Origin of the sequence: Thauera sedimentorum (assembly GCF_014489115.1) — a bacterium.
GTDB lineage: Bacteria > Pseudomonadota > Gammaproteobacteria > Burkholderiales > Rhodocyclaceae > Pseudothauera > Pseudothauera sedimentorum.
Genome location: NZ_JACTAH010000003.1, coordinates 42137 through 57441, shown reverse-complemented (window position 1 = coordinate 57441; position 15305 = coordinate 42137). Strand labels below are relative to the sequence as shown.

Below are 15305 nucleotides of genomic sequence, written 5' to 3'. Positions count from 1 at the left end.
CGCTCGTTTCCTCGTCGGCAGTATCGCGGCCAAGGCCGCTCCTGCAGCCCGCCTGCTGCCTCGGCCGGGCTTCCGGCGGTCGAGCGGGCTTGCCCGCGATGGTGGGAAGTTCGCGGGCAATGGCTTCATGCCGGGTGCGTCATTGCGCAGGGGGCGGGGCGTCCTGCGCGCGCAGCATCTCGCGCAGGCGTTCGATCAGCGTGGGGTCGGTATGGCCTTGAGCCAGCATGTAGGCGTTCTCGCCCTTGCGATTGACCGCCTTCGGGTCCGCGCCGCGTTCGAGCAGCAGCGCGGCGATGTCCAGCATGCCGCCGGAGACCGCCAGCAGGAAGGGGGTGTTGCCTAGCGGGTCGCGTACGTTGATGCGCGCGCCCTTGCGGATCAGGATCTCGGTGATGTTGCGGTAGCCCTCGCTCGCCTTGCCGCAGGCCACCAGCAGCGGTGTGAGCCCCAGGCGGTCGGGGGCGTTCACGTCGGAGCCGGCCTTGAGCAGGATGCCGGCGATCACCGTGTAGCCGCGCTTGAGGGCGGCGAGCATCGGCGTCGCGCCGCGTTCGTCGGCGATGTGGATGTTGAAGCGGGCGCGCACGTAGAGATCGATCAGTTCGATATCGCCGGCGTCGAGTGCGCGGAAGAAGTCCGCGCGCTCCAGCATCAGGCCGCGGCGCGCGAGCTCGCGGCGGGCGTCTTCGGTGCGTTCGGCCGCGGACAGCGATTCGGATTCGCGGAAGGCGCGCACCCGCAGGATGTCGTTGAGGACTTCCTTGGGAAAACCCTGGCGCCCGCCGCGCTTGTCGATCAGCAGGTCGCTGAAGTAGTCGTCGAGTTCCGGCAGGTCCCACAGCTGTTCGATGCGCGTGAGGACGCGGTCGAACTGCTCCTCCAGATGCCGCGGGTAGTCGTCCCCCATGTCTTCGAACAAGGGGTGCTTCATGCTGTCTCCTGGTGCCTGTTGCTGCCCGGTTGTCTTGTACGCGCAGTGTACTACCCACTCCGGGGCGTGGCACACGGGCTTACGGCGGCGGGCTTGTGTGGCGCATGCGTCCTGGCGATGGCGACTGCGGTATTCCACAATAGCAAGGCACTTCGACGTGTAACAGTATTGTGCCGCTCTTCGGACGGCTGCCGTCCGGAAGCCCAGGCCGCAGCGGTTTTCGACCAGGTGCGGCCGGGTCGAATGCGCATCGAGCGCACAGGTTCTTCACTTGGAGGAGAGAGTAATGAAAGTTCGCGCAATCCTGCTGGGCCTCGTCATGGCCGGCCTTTCCGCCGGCGCCGCGGCGGCCGATCCCATCGTGATCAAGTTCAGCCACGTGGTGGCCACCGATACGCCCAAGGGCAAGGCGGCGGAGAAGTTCAAGGAGCTGGCCGAGCAATACACCAACGGCGCCGTGAAGGTCGAGGTGTACGCCAACAGCACCCTCTACAAGGACAAGGAAGAGATGGAGGCCCTGCAGCTGGGCGCCGTGCAGATGCTCGCCCCGTCGCTGGCCAAGTTCGGCCCGCTGGGCGTGCGTGAGTTCGAAGCCTTCGACCTGCCGTACATGTTCGACGGCTACACCGCGCTGCACAAGGTCACCAAGGGCGAAGTCGGCCAGAAGCTGATGGCCAAGCTGGAGCCGCGCGGCATCAAGGGCCTGGCCTACTGGGACAACGGCTTCAAGTCGCTGTCTGCCAATACCCCGATCCGCAGCCCGGAAGACCTGAAGGGCAAGAAGATGCGTATCCAGTCCTCCAAGGTGATCGAGGAGCAGATGCGTGAGCTGAAGGCGCTGCCGCAGGTGATGGCCTTCTCGGAAACCTACCAGGCGCTGCAGACCGGCGTGGTGGACGGCACCGAGAACCCGCACTCCAACCTGTACACCCAGAAGATGCACGAAGTGCAGAAGCACATGACCCTGACCGACCACGGCTACCTGGGTTATGCGGTGATCACCAACAAGAAGTTCTGGGACGGCCTGCCGGCCGAGGTGCGCAGCCAGCTGGAGAAGGCCATGGCCGAATCCACCGACTACGCCAACGAGATCGCCAAGGCCGAGAACGACAAGGCGCTGGAAGCCGTGCGCGCCTCGGGCAAGACCGAGATCTACACCCCGACCGAAGCCGAGCGCAAGGCCTTCATCAAGGCGCTGCTGCCGGTGCATAAGAAGATGGAATCCCGCGTCGGCGCGGCGACCATCAAGTCGATCTACGAAGCCACCGGTTTCGATCCGGCTTCCTTCTGATGCAGTGACCCGTCAAGACGCCCATCGGCCCAAGCCGGTGGGCGTTTTTTTCAGGGGGAGACTCTCATGAACAAGCTACTTGACCGTCTGGAAGAGATCATCATCGGCAGCCTGATGGCCGTTGCCACGATCGTCATCTTCATCTCGGTCGTGCATCGCTACGCCTCGGGTTTCGACATCCCGGGCCTGCAGGACTGGCTGCTCGAGATGAATGTCGGCTGGGCCCAGGAATTCTGCATCATCCTCTTCGTATGGATGGCCAAGTTCGGTGCCGCCTACGGGGTGCGCACCGGCATCCACGTCGGTGTGGACATCCTGATCAACAAGCTCAAGGACAAGCCGCGTGCGGTGATGATCCACACCGGACTGGTCTGCGGTGTGATCTTCACCGGACTGATCGGCATCTTCGGCGCGCTCTTCGTGTGGGAAAACGGCATGGCCTACGACTTCCTCACGCTGATCGGCCGCGACCCCGGCGAATACTACGAAGGCCCGACCACGCCCGACCTGGAATGGTCGACCTGGGTGGTCTATTCCGCCGTGCCGCTGGGTTCCTTCCTGATGTCCTACCGCTTCCTGCAGGTCATGGCGAGCTTCGCCCGTACCGGCGAGCTGCCGACGCACAACCACGGCCATGTCGAAGGTCTGGACGAGGAAACCGAGACCCTGTCGATCGGCGAGGCGATCGTCGCCGCCGAAGACATCGAACATGCGCATGCCGGCAAGAGCGACGAGGAATGGGCCAAGACCCATCCCAAGCGCCCGGGCGACAAGAACTGACGGGAGCACGCCAAGATGACCAACACGATTGCAATTTTCGGCCTGCTCGTCGTCCTCATGGCGATCGGCATGCCGGTCGGCGTGGCGCTCGGCCTCACCGTGCTGAGCTTCATGTTCATCTTCACCGACGTGCCGCTCGAATCCGTGGCGCTGAAGATGTTCACCGGCATCGAGAAGTTCGAGATCATGGCGATCCCGTTCTTCATCCTCGCCGGCAACTTCCTCACCCACGGCGGCGTGGCGCGGCGCATGATCAACTTCGCCACCGCCATGGTCGGCCACCTGCGCGGCGGCCTGGGGATGAGCTCGGTGCTGGCCTGCGCGCTGTTCGCGGCGGTGTCGGGTTCCAGCCCGGCCACCGTGGTGGCGATCGGCTCGATCCTGATCCCGGCCATGCTGAAGCAGGGCTTCTCGCTGCGCTTCGCCTCCGGCGTGGTGGCTTCGGCCGGCGGCCTGGGCATCCTGATCCCGCCGTCCATCGTCATGGTGATGTACGCGGTGACCACCAACTCCTCGGTGGGCGCGCTGTTCATGGCCGGCGTCATCCCGGGCTTGCTGCTGGCCTTCATGCTGGGGGTGTGCACCTGGTACGTGGCCAAGAAGCGCAACTTCCCGACCCTGCCTGCTGCCAGCTGGGGCGAGCGTTTCGCGGCCTTCCGCAAGGCCTTCTGGGGCCTGATGCTGATCGTCGTGGTGATGGGCGGCATCTACTCCGGCCTGTTCACCCCGACCGAAGCGGCGGCGATGAGCGCGGTGTACGCCTTCTTCATCGCGGTGTTCGTCTATAAGGATCTGACCTTCAAGCAGATCCCGCGGGTGCTGCTGGATTCGGCGAACATGAGCTCGATGCTGCTGTTCATCATCGCCAGCGCGGTGCTGTTCTCCTTCATCCTGACCAGCGAGCAGATCCCGCAGCGCATGGCCGACGCCATCGTCGCCAGCGGCATGGGCGTGATCGGCTTCCTGATCGTGGTGAACATCCTGCTGCTGGTGGCCGGTGCGTTGATGGAGCCGTCCTCGGTGATCCTGATCCTCGCGCCCATCCTGTTCCCGGTGGCCACCGCGCTCGGCATCGATCCGATCCACTTCGGCGTGATGATCGTGGTGAACATGGAGATCGGCATGATCACCCCGCCGGTGGGTCTCAACCTGTTCGTGGCCAGCGGCATCACCAACGCGGGCCTGACCGAGATGAGCAAGGCGGTACTGCCCTGGCTGTACACCATGCTGGTGTTCCTGATGCTGATCACCTACATCCCGGAGATCTCGCTGTTCCTGCCGCGGGCCCTGGGCATGATGTAAGCGACGGTACGGCGCGACCGTATCGTGCAGGCCCGGCCATGTGCCGGGCCTGTTGCCGTCTACGCCGGCTGCAACTGACGGCAAAATAGCGGATCAACGTTTCTGCCCGAGCCTCGATGGAGCCGCCCGACACGCCCGTGCGCAAGATCATCCACTGCGACTGCGACTGCTTCTATGCCGCAGTCGAGGTGCGCGATGCGCCCGAGCTGGCGGGACGCCCGGTGGCGGTGGGCGGGCGGCCCGGTTCGCGCGGGGTGATCGCCACCTGCAACTACGAGGCGCGCGCCTTCGGCGTGCGTTCGGCGATGTCCTCGGCGCATGCACTGCGCCTGTGTCCCCAGCTGGTATTGCTGCCGCCGGATTTCGAGCGCTACCGCGCCGCCTCGCGCCAGATCCTGGCGATCTACCGCGACTACACGCCGCTGGTCGAGCCGCTGTCGCTCGACGAGGCCTATCTGGACGTCAGCGGGGTGGAGCGCTGCCGCGGCTCGGCGACGCTGATGGCGCAGGAGATCCGTGCGCGCATTCACACGGAAGTGGGCATCACCGCCTCGGCCGGCATCGCGCCCAACAAGTTCATCGCCAAGGTGGCCAGCGACTGGAACAAGCCCAACGGGCAGTTCGTGGTGCGCCCGGAGGAGGTGGACGCCTTCGTCGCCGCGCTGCCGGTGAAGAAGCTCTTCGGGGTCGGCAAGGTCACCGCGGCCCGCCTGCAGGCGGCGGGGGTGGACACCTGCGGCGACCTGCGCGCCTGGGGCCAGGCGGAGTTGGTGGCCGAGTTCGGCAGCTTCGGCGCCAGCCTTTACCGCCTGTGCCGCGGCGAGGACAACCGCCCGGTGTCGCCCGACCGCGCACGCAAGTCGCTGTCGGTGGAGACCACCTATACCGAAGACCTGCCGGACCTGGACGCCTGCCTGGACGCGCTGCCGCCGCTGGTCGAGGATTTCACGCGCCGCTACGAGCGCGCGCGCGACGCCGGCGCGGTGTGCAAGGCCTTCGTCAAGGTGAAGTTCGCGGACTTCAGCCAGACCACCGTCGAGCGCGCTGCGGACGAACCCTCTCCGGCCCTGTGGCGGACGCTGCTGGCCGAGGGGCATGCGCGCAAGGCGCTGCCGGTGCGCCTGATCGGCATCGGCGTGCGCTACGCCGAGACGCGCGAGGACGGCGCCCAGCTTGCCCTGTTCGATGCCGAATCCACCGGCGCCGTCGGCGCTCATGCCCCGGACGTATGATGTTTGACCCTCGTTGCGTCCTTGGTGATACTCGCCGGGTCGACGCCTTCCGGCCATAACAAGTGAATCCGCTCGCCGAGTTCTACAACACGCTGCAGCACGCCTTCCGCAACCTGCTGCCCATCGTCGTGGTGGTCGTCTTCTTCCAGGCTGTGGTGATGCGCCAGGTGCCCGACGGCCTGCTGCCCATGGCCTTCGGCCTGCTCGTCGTGGTCTTCGGCGTGGCCCTGTTCCTGCAGGGGCTGGAGCTGGGCATCTTTCCGATCGGCAAGAACCTCTCGAACGAGTTCGCCAAGAGGGGTTCGCTGCCCCTGCTGATGATCTTCGGTTTCGCCCTGGGATTCTCCGCGGTGGTGGCCGAGCCGGCGCTGATCGCCGTTGCCACCCAGGCCGAGACAATCAGCGGCGGGCGTATCGACGGCTTCACCCTGCGCATCCTAGTGGCGCTGTCGGTGGGCGTGGTGGTGGCGCTCGGCGTGGTGCGCACCATCCTCGGCCAGTCCCTGCACTGGTACATGATAGGCGGCTATCTGCTGGTGGTGACGGTGACCTTCTTCGCGCCCGAGGAGATCGTCGGCCTGGCCTACGACTCCGGCGGGGTGACCACCAACATCGTCACCGTGCCGCTGATCGCCTCGCTCGGCATCGGCCTGGCAATGTCCATCCGCGGGCGCAATCCGCTGGCGCATGGATTCGGTCTCGTCGCCCTGGCGGTGATGGTGCCGATGATCTCGGTGCAGCTGTACGGCGTGGTGGTCTACAGCTTCGGTGACGGGGCCCCGCTCGAGGCTGCGGCTGCGGCGGCGGCAAGTGCCGCGCCGGCGGTCGAGGGCGGCGTCGGGGCCTTCCTGATGGGCATGCTGACCGACCTGCTGGGCATGTTCCGCGACGTGCTGCCCATCATCGGTGTTGTGTTGTTCTTCCAGTACGTGGTGATCCGCAAGCCGCTGGCCCACCTGCACAAGGTGGCCGGCGGCTTCGTGCTGGTGATCGTCGGGCTCTACGCCTTCGTGGTCGGCCTCAAGCTCGGCCTGTTCCCGATCGGCCGCAGCATGGCGGAGCAGTTGATCGCACTGCCCAACATTCTGTGGGTCTACCTGTTTGCGTTCTCGATCGGTTTTGCGACCACGATGGCCGAGCCGGCGCTGATCGCCATCGGCCAGAAGGCCGAGGAGGCCGGCAAGGGCAAGCTCGACGGCAACCGCATCCGCCTGTTGGTGGCGCTTGGGGTAGCGGTGGGGATCACCGTCGGCGTGCATCGCATCATTGCCGGCGGGTCCATCCACTACTACATCATGGCCGGCTACGCCGTGGTGATCCTGCTGACCTGGGTGGCGCCGCGCTACATCGTGCCGCTGGCCTTCGATCTCGGGGGCGTGACCACCTCGGAGGTCACCGTGCCGCTGGTCACCGCGCTGGGCATCGGCCTGGCCACCAGCATTCCGGGGCGCAGCGTGCTGATCGACGGTTTCGGCCTGATCGCCTTCGCTTCCATCTTTCCCATCATCACCGTGATGCTGTACGCCATCGTCGTGGAGCGGGTCGTGCAGCCCGAAGGAGCAAGCACATGAAATTCGCCGTACTCGTGGCCATCCTGGCCGACGATCTGGAAGAGAAGGCGCTGGACGTTGCGCGCGACGCGGGAGCGGCCGGTGTGACCATTCTCGATGCGCGCGGCATCGGTGCGCAGGAGAAGAAGACCTTCTTCGGGCTGACCTACGAGGGCAGCCAGTCGGTACTGGTCTTCGTGCTGGAGAAGAAGCTTTCGCTGGTGGTGCTCAAGCGCCTGACCGCCGAACTGGACCTGAAGAACGATTCCCGCGGGGTGGTGTTCACCCTGCCGCTGGAGCACATTGCCGGCATCGACACCCGGCAGATCGAGCGCTTCGAGCAGCGCATCAAGGACGACATCTAGGAGACAGCCACATGTTGCTGGTCAAGGACATCATGGTGCGCGAGGTGGTCACCATCTCGCCGTTTGCCACCATCCGCGAGGCGATGAAGGCGATGAAGCAGCGCGGGGTGAAGTCGCTGGTGGTGGCCAAGCGCCACGAGCACGACGCCTTCGGCATCATCACCTACACCAACATCCTCAAGACCATCGTGGCCGAGGAAGGCGATATCGACCTGATCAACGTCTACGACATCTGCGCGAAGCCGGCGATCTCGATCTCGCGCGAGGTGGAGATCAAGCATGCGGCGCGGATGATGGTGAATCTCGGCATCCGCCGCCTGATCGTCACCGCGACCAACGAGCTGGCGGGCATCGTCACCATGGACGACATCGTCGGCGCCATCCTGGAAATGGCCGACGGCGAGAGCCTGATGAGCTGAGCGCCCGCTCGGAAACGTCACCGGGGCCGGCGGCCCCGGTTGTTTGCTGCGGCGTCAGGCGTTCTTGCCCTTCTGCCACAGCACGTCGCCGCGCCCGCCGGCGCGGTTGAGCGCGCGGCCGAGCACGAACAGCAGGTCCGACAGGCGGTTGAGGTACTGGCGCGGGGCGTCGTTCACCGCCTCTTCCAGTGCCAGGCCGACCAGCATGCGCTCGGCGCGGCGGCACACGGTGCGCGCCAGATGCGCCAGCGCGGCGGCGCGGGTGCCGCCCGGCAGGATGAAGTCCTTGAGCGGCGGCAGCGGTTCGTTGAACTGGTCGAGCGCGGTCTCCAGCATGTCCACCTGCTTGGTGCTGATCATGCTCATGCCGGGAATGCAGACCTCGCCGCCGAGGTCGAAGAGGTCGTTCTGCACGTCGGTCAGCAGGGCGCGCACCTCGTCGGGCAGCTCCTCGGTGAGCAGCAGGCCGATCACCGCATTGAGTTCATCGACCTCGCCCAGGCTGTGGATGCGAAGGCTGTTCTTCGATACCCGCTTGCCGTCGCCCAGGCCGGTGGTGCCGGCGTCGCCGGTGCGGGTGTAGATCTTGGAAAGACGATGTCCCATGCTGTTCTCTGTTGTAGGTTGACGTGAACGTCAATTATAGGGGCAGTGCGCGCCGCGCATGACCCGGTCGGTGTGCAGGCTCATGATAGACTGGCGCATTCGCCCGCAGCCGCGGGGCATCCCCAGCATAGCGATACGTCGACCTTATGAAATCCGCCGAAATCCGCGACAAGTTCCTCAAGTTCTTCGAGTCCAAGGGCCACCAGATCGTCGCCTCCAGCTCGCTGGTGCCGCATGAAGATCCCACGCTGCTGTTCACCAACGCCGGGATGAACCAGTTCAAGGACGTCTTCCTCGGCTTCGACAAGCGTCCCTACAGCCGTGCGACCACCTCGCAGAAATGCGTGCGCGCCGGCGGCAAGCACAACGACCTGGAAAACGTCGGCTACACCGCGCGCCACCACACCTTCTTCGAGATGCTGGGCAACTTCAGCTTCGGCGACTACTTCAAGCGCGACGCCATCAGCTACGCCTGGGAACTGCTGACCGACGTCTTCAAGCTGCCCAAGGACAAGCTGTGGGTCACCGTCTATGCCGAGGACGACGAAGCCTACGACATCTGGACCAAGGAAATCGGCGTGCCGGCCGAGCGGGTGATCCGCATCGGCGACAACAAGGGCGCGCGCTACGCCTCGGACAACTTCTGGATGATGGGTGACACCGGCCCCTGCGGCCCCTGCACCGAGATCTTCTACGACCACGGCCCGGAGATCTGGGGCGGCCCCCCGGGAAGCCCCGAGGAAGATGGCGACCGCTACATCGAGATCTGGAACAACGTGTTCATGCAGTTCAACCGCGACGAGGCCGGCGTGATGCATCCGCTGCCCAAGCCCAGCGTGGACACCGGCATGGGCCTGGAGCGCATCTCGGCGGTGCTGCAGCACGTCCATGCCAACTACGAGATCGACCTGTTCCAGAACCTGATCAAGGCCGCGGCGCGCGAGACTTCCGGCGCCGACATGGATTCGCCCTCGCTCAAGGTGCTGGCCGACCACATTCGCGCCTGTTCCTTCCTGATCGCCGACGGCGTGATTCCGGGCAACGAGGGCCGCGGCTACGTGCTCCGCCGCATCATCCGCCGCGCCATCCGCCACGGCTACAAGCTCGGCGCGCGCGCGGCCTTCTTCCACAAGATGGTGCCGGACCTGGTCGCCGAGATGGGCGAGGCCTATCCGGAGCTCAAGGCCGGCGAGCGGCGCATCGCGGACGTGCTGCGCCAGGAGGAGGAGCGCTTCTTCGCCACCATCGAGAACGGCATGGCCATCGTCGAGGCCGAGCTGGCCGCGATGGAGCAGGCCGGCAACAAGGTCTTCGACGGCGACACCGCCTTCAAGCTGCACGACACCTACGGTTTCCCGCTCGACCTTACCGCCGACATCTGCCGCGAGCGCGGCGTCACCGTGGATGCGGCGGCCTTCGACGCCGCCATGGCGCGCCAGAAGGAACAGGCGCGTGCGGCCGGCAAGTTCAAGATGGCCGCCAACCTCGAGTACGCCGGCCCGGATACCGCCTTCCACGGCTACGAGCGCCTGGAAGAGCAGGGCAGCATCCTGGCGCTGTACAAGGACGGCGCGCCGGTCGATGAGCTGCTGGAGGGTGAGCTCGGCGTGGTGGTGCTGGACAAGACCCCGTTCTACGCCGAGTCCGGCGGCCAGGTCGGCGACCGTGGCGAACTGCGCGGTGCCGCCGGCATCTTCGCGGTGGAGGACACGCTGAAGATCCAGGCCGCGGTGTTCGGCCACCACGGCGTGGTCAAAACCGGCCGCCTCGCGGTGGGCCAGGCGGTGAATGCCCGTGTGGACGTGGCCGCACGGGCGGCGACCGCGCGCAACCACTCGGTGACCCACCTGATGCACAAGGCCCTGCGCGAAGTGCTCGGCGCCCATGTGCAGCAGAAAGGCTCGCTGGTCGATCCGGACAAGACCCGTTTCGACTTCGCGCACGGCGCCCCGATGACCGCCGAGGAGATCCGCGAGGTCGAGGAGCTGGTCAACGCCGAAATCCTCGCCAACTCGGCCACCGAGGCGCGGGTGATGGCGCTCGACGATGCGCAGAAATCCGGCGCCATGATGCTGTTCGGCGAAAAGTACGGCGACGAGGTGCGGGTGCTGTCCATCGGCAGCTCCAAGGAACTGTGCGGCGGCACCCATGTGGCGCGTACCGGCGACATCGGTCTGTTCAAGATCGTCGTCGAAGGCGGGGTGGCGGCGGGCGTGCGCCGGGTGGAAGCCATCACCGGCACCAATGCGCTGCGCTACGCCCAGGAACAGGAGCGCCGCGTGCAGGGCATGTCCGCGCTGCTCAAGGTGCAGCCGGATGAGGTCGCTGAGCGCGTGGCCGGCATCCTCGACAACGTGCGCGCGCTGGAGAAGGAGCTCGCGCGCATGAAGAGCAAGCTGGCCGCCAGCCAGGGCGAGGACCTCGCCGCCCAGGCGGTTGAGGTCAAGGGCGCCCGGGTGCTGGCCGCCACGCTGGACGGTGCCGACGTGCCGACCCTGCGCGAGACCATGGACAAGCTCAAGGACAAGCTCAAGTCGGCTGCCATCGTGCTGGCGTCCACCGCCGACGGCCGGGTCAGCCTGATCGCCGGCGTCACCGCGGACCTGACCGGCAAGGTCAAGGCCGGCGAACTGGTGAACTTCGTCGCCCAGCAGGTCGGCGGCAAGGGCGGCGGACGTCCCGACATGGCCCAGGCCGGCGGCAACGACCCCGCGGCGCTGCCCGGCGCGCTGGCCGGTGTGGCCGGCTGGGTGGACGGCAAGCTCTGAGCCTCGCCCGCCCGTGGCCCGCAGGCGTCAGCCCGCCGGGCCGCGGGAAAAAAGGCTTTGGTTTGGCGGAATCGGGCCGATAATGGCCGGATGAATATCCGGCGCCCCCTGTTTCGGCTTGGTCCTGCCGCCGCGTCCGCATGTGCGGGCATGGCGGCGCCGGTCCGCGCGGCCGACGGCGGATTCGCCGATGCCTGGGCGAGCACCTTTCCCGCGACCACGCTCTTTCTGCTGCTGAGCGCGCTGCTCGGGCTGTTCGTGCTCGGCGCCGCGGCGGTCGCCCTGGTCCGCGCCAACCGCCGTCTCGCGCAGGCGCTTGCCGACCGCCGGCGGGACGAAGCCATCATGCGCTCGACCATGGAGAACATGGCCGAGGCGGTGATCATGGTGGACGGCAGGCTGCGCCTGACCAGCTTCAATCAGCGCTTCGCCGACATCACCGGCTTTGACCCGGCCTTCCTCGCCAACAAGCCGCCGTATGCCGAGATCCTTCGCCTGTGGGCCGGCGAGAACCGGCTCCCGGACGAGTTGCTGGAGCGCGCCATGCAGCGCGCGCGCACCCGGGAACCCTTTCGCCACACCTTCGAGCATCGCGGACGCGACTACGAAGGCAAGCACGTTCCCCTGCCGGGCGGCGGCTTCGTGCGCACGATCTCGGACGTCACCGAGCAGCACCGCGCCGAGGAGGTGCTGCGCGACAGCGAGGCGCGCCTGCGCCAGCTGCTGGCGCTGGCGCCGACGGCCATCCTGGTGTCCGATGCACGCGATGGCCGCGTGCTGTTCGTGAACCAGAAGGCGGCCGAAACCGCCGGCCTGAGCGTGGAGGCCTTCCGCAGCCGTACCGTGTTCGATTTCTATCTGCATGGCGAGGACCGCATCCGGCTGCAGCAGATGCTCAACCAGCACGGCTCGGTGAGCGATTTCGAGCTGCGCCTGCTGCGCGCCAGCGGGGAGCCCATCTGGGCACTGGTCTCCGCCATGCTGGGCGAGTTCGGTGGCCGGCCGGCGGTGATCGCGGCGATCAACGACATTACCGCCCGCAAGCATATGGAAGACGAACTGGAGCGCGCCCGGGAAGAACTCGAGGCTGCCAACCAGCAGATGCGCCGCGCCAACACCGAGCTTGCCGAGGCGGCGTCCACCGACCGCCTCACCGGCCTGGCCAACCGCCGCCGGCTGGAGGATACCGCCGAGGCCGAACTGTCGCGTTCGCGCCGTCACCGGCACCCGCTGAGCGTGGTGCTGTTCGACGTGGACTGGTTCAAGTCGGTCAACGACCGCTTCGGTCACGAAGTGGGCGACGCGGTGTTGCGCGAAGTGGCCACCCGCCTGGGTGGCCAGGTGCGGGCGTCCGATCTGCTGGCGCGCTGGGGCGGGGAGGAGTTCCTGCTGCTGGCGCCGGCCACCGGGTTGGCCGAGGCGCTGGCGCTGGCCGAGAAGATGCGCCGCCTCATCGACGGCACGCCCTTCCCGGTCGCGGGACAGCTGAGCGCGAGCTTCGGCGTGGCGCAGTACAACGGCAGCGAGATGTTTTCCACCCTGGTGGCGCGCGCCGACCGCGCGCTCTATCGCGCCAAGGACGGCGGGCGCAACCGCGTGGAGTGGGCCGGCGAGGACGAGCGGGTCGGTACCTGAGCGCGCAGGCGTCGCCCGCTAGCGGCCTCAGGCGGCTTCCTGGTTCTTCTGCTCGTCCAGCCAGTACAGCAGGTCGTCGGCGATGTCGTCCATTTCGGTCGGCGTGTAGCCGAGGAAGCGCGCGATCGGCTCGCGTCCCTTGCCCCATTCGGCATCCTGCACGGTGCGCAGGTGGGTGCCGACCACGTGTTCCGCAATGACGTTGATCGCCACCAGGGTGCATGACTCGACCTCCAGCCCGGCCGGATCGGCGAAGATCGAGTAGTCGTGGTGCATCAGGATGCCCTGGCTGACCGTGTCCGCCAGCCCCCAGGAGCGTGCCAGCAGGTAGCCGATCACCGCATGGTTGGTGTTGAGCGCCTCGTCCTCGACGTCGGTGAACCAGCGGTCGGTAGCCTGGTTGGCGGCGCGCAGGATCTGCTTGTAGTCGGGAAAGCGCTGGACCAGCAGCGGGATGCCGCAGTCGCGGAACAGCCCGAAGGTGTAGGCGGTTTCCGGGCGGGTGCCGCCGACGATGCGCGCCAGCTGGGCGCTGGCCGATGCGGTGTAGCGCGAGCTGTCCCAGAAGCGCTCCAGCGAGGCGTCGCGGGTGGCTACGGCGCTGCGCAGCAGCGCCTCCTGCACCAGGCTGGTCAGCATGCCGAAACCGAGCAGGCGGGTGGCCTCGTCCACCGAGGCGATCTGCCGCCGGGTGCCGAACAGCGGGGAGTTGGCCGAGCGCACCACCACCGAGGCCAGCCCGACGTCTTCGCCGATCAGCTGGGCGACGCGCTTGCCGTTGGTCAGCGGCTTGCGCAGCTCGCCCATCAGTTCGCCCAGAACGGCGGGACAGGCGGGAATGTTGATGCCGCGGAGGGTCTGTTCCAGCCGGCTTTCGTCGATCGTGCGCATGTGGGGAGGCTTTCTTGTTGTGATTGTGGAAAACCCGTACTTTACCACGCCGGCTTAGGCCAACCGGGTACGCGGACGGGATGCGGACACCCCGTTCCGCGTAGCGGGACGGCAGCGATCAGTACGGCAGCGCGACGCCCGGCCAGACACCCTCGATGGCGCGGCGGAAGTCCGCCTGGATGCGCGCCAGCGCCTCGGCGCTGTCGGCCTCGAAGCGCAGCACGACCACCGGCGTGGTGTTCGACGGACGCGCCAGGCCGAAGCCCTGTGGGTACTCCACGCGCACGCCGTCGATGGTGATCACCTCGTCCGCGCCCTCGAAGCGCGCCTGTTCGCGCAGGCGGCGCACCAGCTCGAAGGGTTCGCCTTCGTTCATGCGGATGTTCAGCTCCGGCGTACTCACCGCGTCCGGCAGGGCGTTGAGCACCGCGCTGGGGTCGGCGTGGCGGGAGAGGATCTCCAGCAGGCGGGCGCCGGTGTACAGGCCGTCGTCGAAGCCGAACCAGCGCTCCTTGAAGAACACGTGGCCGCTCATCTCGCCGGCCAGCGGGGCGCCGGTCTCCTTGAGCTTGGCCTTGACCAGCGCGTGGCCGGTGTTCCACATCAGCGGCTTGCCGCCGTGCTGGCGGATCCAGCCGGCCAGGTTGCGGGTGCATTTCACGTCGTAGATGATCTCGCCGCCCGCCACGCGGGAGAGCACGTCGGCGGCGAACAGCATCAGCTGGCGGTCGGGATAGATGATCTGGCCGTCCTTGGTGACCACGCCCAGGCGGTCGCCGTCGCCGTCGAAGGCCAGGCCCAGCTCGGCATCGGTCTCGCGCAGCACGCGGATCACGTCCTGCAGGTTCTCCGGGCGTGAGGGGTCCGGGTGGTGGTTGGGGAAGCTGCCATCCGCCTCGCAGAACAGCTCGATCACCTCGCAGCCCAGGCGGCGGAAGAGTTCCGGGGCGATGCCACCGGCGATGCCGTTGCCGCAATCGACCACCACCTTCATCGGCCGGGCGAGCTTGATGTCGCCGCACACGCGCTCGAGGTAGGCAGCCTGCACGTCGGCCTGGCGCAGGCGGCCGGCGCCGTGGGCGAGATCGTTGTCGGCCAGCCGCTGGCGCAGGGCCTGGATCTGTTCGCCGAACAGGGTATGGCCGCCGAGCACCATCTTGAGGCCGTTGTAGTCCGGCGGGTTGTGGCTGCCGGTGACGCTGACGCAGGAAGCCGTGCCCAGTTCGAAGGCGGCGAAATAGCTCAGCGGGGTGGGCACGCAGCCGATATCGACCACGTCCACGCCGGCCGCGCGGATGCCGTCGGCCAGGGCGCCCGCCAGTGCCGGGCCGGACAGGCGGCCGTCGCGCCCGATGGCGATCTCGCGCTGGCCGCGCGCCACCGCTTCGGAACCCAGCGCGTGGCCGATGGCGCGCACCGCCTCGCTGGTCAGGGTGGTGTCGACGATGCCGCGGATGTCATAAGCCTTGAAGATTTCCGGGGCGGGCAGCGGGTAGGGCGAGGTCATGAGCGGTCCGTGGGGGATTGGTCGG

13 protein-coding genes are annotated in these 15305 nt (G+C 67.2%); 9 read left to right on the top strand and 4 right to left on the bottom strand.

Annotated elements, in window-relative coordinates; all coding sequences use genetic code 11:
* Nucleotides 1–139 precede the first annotated feature (139 nt).
* Nucleotides 140–934, bottom strand: coding sequence for an ankyrin repeat domain-containing protein (locus tag IAI53_RS17580; protein ID WP_187719534.1), 795 nt, complete (start codon nucleotides 932–934; stop codon nucleotides 140–142).
* 286 nt (nucleotides 935–1220) lie between these two features.
* Here IAI53_RS17580 and IAI53_RS17575 point away from each other — a divergent pair, with 286 nt between their 5' ends.
* The 7 genes from IAI53_RS17575 (at nucleotide 1221) to IAI53_RS17545 (ending at nucleotide 7873) form a co-directional block, all read left to right on the top strand.
* Nucleotides 1221–2225: a TRAP transporter substrate-binding protein gene (locus IAI53_RS17575; protein WP_187719533.1), complete on the top strand. Its 1005-nt coding sequence runs from the start codon at nucleotides 1221–1223 to the stop codon at nucleotides 2223–2225.
* A gap of 66 nt (nucleotides 2226–2291) precedes the next feature.
* Nucleotides 2292–3005 carry a TRAP transporter small permease gene (locus IAI53_RS17570; RefSeq protein WP_187719532.1) on the top strand — a complete coding sequence of 238 codons (714 nt, stop codon included), beginning with the start codon at nucleotides 2292–2294 and terminating at the stop codon, nucleotides 3003–3005.
* Between the two features lie 15 nt (nucleotides 3006–3020).
* Nucleotides 3021–4307, top strand: a complete 1287-nt coding sequence (locus IAI53_RS17565) for a TRAP transporter large permease (RefSeq protein WP_187719531.1) — start codon at nucleotides 3021–3023, stop codon at nucleotides 4305–4307.
* A gap of 137 nt (nucleotides 4308–4444) precedes the next feature.
* Nucleotides 4445–5539: a DNA polymerase IV gene (gene dinB / locus IAI53_RS17560; protein ID WP_349771951.1), complete on the top strand. Its 1095-nt coding sequence runs from the start codon at nucleotides 4445–4447 to the stop codon at nucleotides 5537–5539.
* Between the two features lie 62 nt (nucleotides 5540–5601).
* Nucleotides 5602–7110, top strand: coding sequence for a DUF1538 domain-containing protein (locus IAI53_RS17555; protein WP_187719529.1), 1509 nt, complete (start codon nucleotides 5602–5604; stop codon nucleotides 7108–7110).
* Entirely contained in the window at nucleotides 7107–7454 is a 348-nt protein-coding gene (locus tag IAI53_RS17550) for a P-II family nitrogen regulator (RefSeq protein WP_187719528.1), read from the top strand. The genes IAI53_RS17555 and IAI53_RS17550 overlap by 4 nt, the downstream gene beginning before the upstream one ends.
* A gap of 11 nt (nucleotides 7455–7465) precedes the next feature.
* Nucleotides 7466–7873 carry a CBS domain-containing protein gene (locus IAI53_RS17545; RefSeq protein WP_225433400.1) on the top strand — a complete coding sequence of 136 codons (408 nt, stop codon included), beginning with the start codon at nucleotides 7466–7468 and terminating at the stop codon, nucleotides 7871–7873.
* 54 nt (nucleotides 7874–7927) lie between these two features.
* On the opposite strand, the gene IAI53_RS17540 is transcribed toward IAI53_RS17545, so the two are convergent.
* Complete coding sequence (locus tag IAI53_RS17540) at nucleotides 7928–8479, bottom strand: cob(I)yrinic acid a,c-diamide adenosyltransferase (protein ID WP_187719527.1); 552 nt, start codon at nucleotides 8477–8479, stop codon at nucleotides 7928–7930.
* A gap of 146 nt (nucleotides 8480–8625) precedes the next feature.
* On the opposite strand from IAI53_RS17540, the gene alaS reads away from it, so the two are divergent.
* A complete protein-coding gene (alaS, locus tag IAI53_RS17535; protein ID WP_187719526.1) occupies nucleotides 8626–11247 on the top strand; it encodes an alanine--tRNA ligase in 2622 nt (873 codons plus the stop codon).
* A 150-nt stretch (nucleotides 11248–11397) separates the two neighbouring features.
* Nucleotides 11398–12882, top strand: a complete 1485-nt coding sequence (locus tag IAI53_RS17530) for a sensor domain-containing diguanylate cyclase (protein WP_187719525.1) — start codon at nucleotides 11398–11400, stop codon at nucleotides 12880–12882.
* Between the two features lie 27 nt (nucleotides 12883–12909).
* On the opposite strand, the gene IAI53_RS17525 is transcribed toward IAI53_RS17530, so the two are convergent.
* On the bottom strand, nucleotides 12910–13773 hold the full coding sequence (locus IAI53_RS17525; RefSeq protein WP_187719524.1) for an HDOD domain-containing protein: 864 nt from the start codon (nucleotides 13771–13773) through the stop codon (nucleotides 12910–12912).
* A 118-nt stretch (nucleotides 13774–13891) separates the two neighbouring features.
* Nucleotides 13892–15280, bottom strand: coding sequence for a phosphomannomutase/phosphoglucomutase (locus IAI53_RS17520; protein WP_187719523.1), 1389 nt, complete (start codon nucleotides 15278–15280; stop codon nucleotides 13892–13894).
* Nucleotides 15281–15305: the final 25 nt, after the last annotated feature.

Bases quoted from the DNA above. Each gene is read 5' to 3' on its own strand.
- IAI53_RS17580 (WP_187719534.1), bottom strand. From the start codon at position 934: ATGAAGCACCCCTTGTTCGAAGACATGGGGGACGACTACCCGCGGCAT.
- IAI53_RS17575 (WP_187719533.1), top strand. From the start codon at position 1,221: ATGAAAGTTCGCGCAATCCTGCTGGGCCTCGTCATGGCCGGCCTTTCC.
- IAI53_RS17570 (WP_187719532.1), top strand. From the start codon at position 2,292: ATGAACAAGCTACTTGACCGTCTGGAAGAGATCATCATCGGCAGCCTG.
- IAI53_RS17565 (WP_187719531.1), top strand. From the start codon at position 3,021: ATGACCAACACGATTGCAATTTTCGGCCTGCTCGTCGTCCTCATGGCG.
- IAI53_RS17550 (WP_187719528.1), top strand. From the start codon at position 7,107: ATGAAATTCGCCGTACTCGTGGCCATCCTGGCCGACGATCTGGAAGAG.
- IAI53_RS17545 (WP_225433400.1), top strand. From the start codon at position 7,466: ATGTTGCTGGTCAAGGACATCATGGTGCGCGAGGTGGTCACCATCTCG.
- IAI53_RS17540 (WP_187719527.1), bottom strand. From the start codon at position 8,479: ATGGGACATCGTCTTTCCAAGATCTACACCCGCACCGGCGACGCCGGC.
- alaS (WP_187719526.1), top strand. From the start codon at position 8,626: ATGAAATCCGCCGAAATCCGCGACAAGTTCCTCAAGTTCTTCGAGTCC.
- IAI53_RS17530 (WP_187719525.1), top strand. From the start codon at position 11,398: ATGGCGGCGCCGGTCCGCGCGGCCGACGGCGGATTCGCCGATGCCTGG.
- IAI53_RS17525 (WP_187719524.1), bottom strand. From the start codon at position 13,773: ATGCGCACGATCGACGAAAGCCGGCTGGAACAGACCCTCCGCGGCATC.
- IAI53_RS17520 (WP_187719523.1), bottom strand. From the start codon at position 15,280: ATGACCTCGCCCTACCCGCTGCCCGCCCCGGAAATCTTCAAGGCTTAT.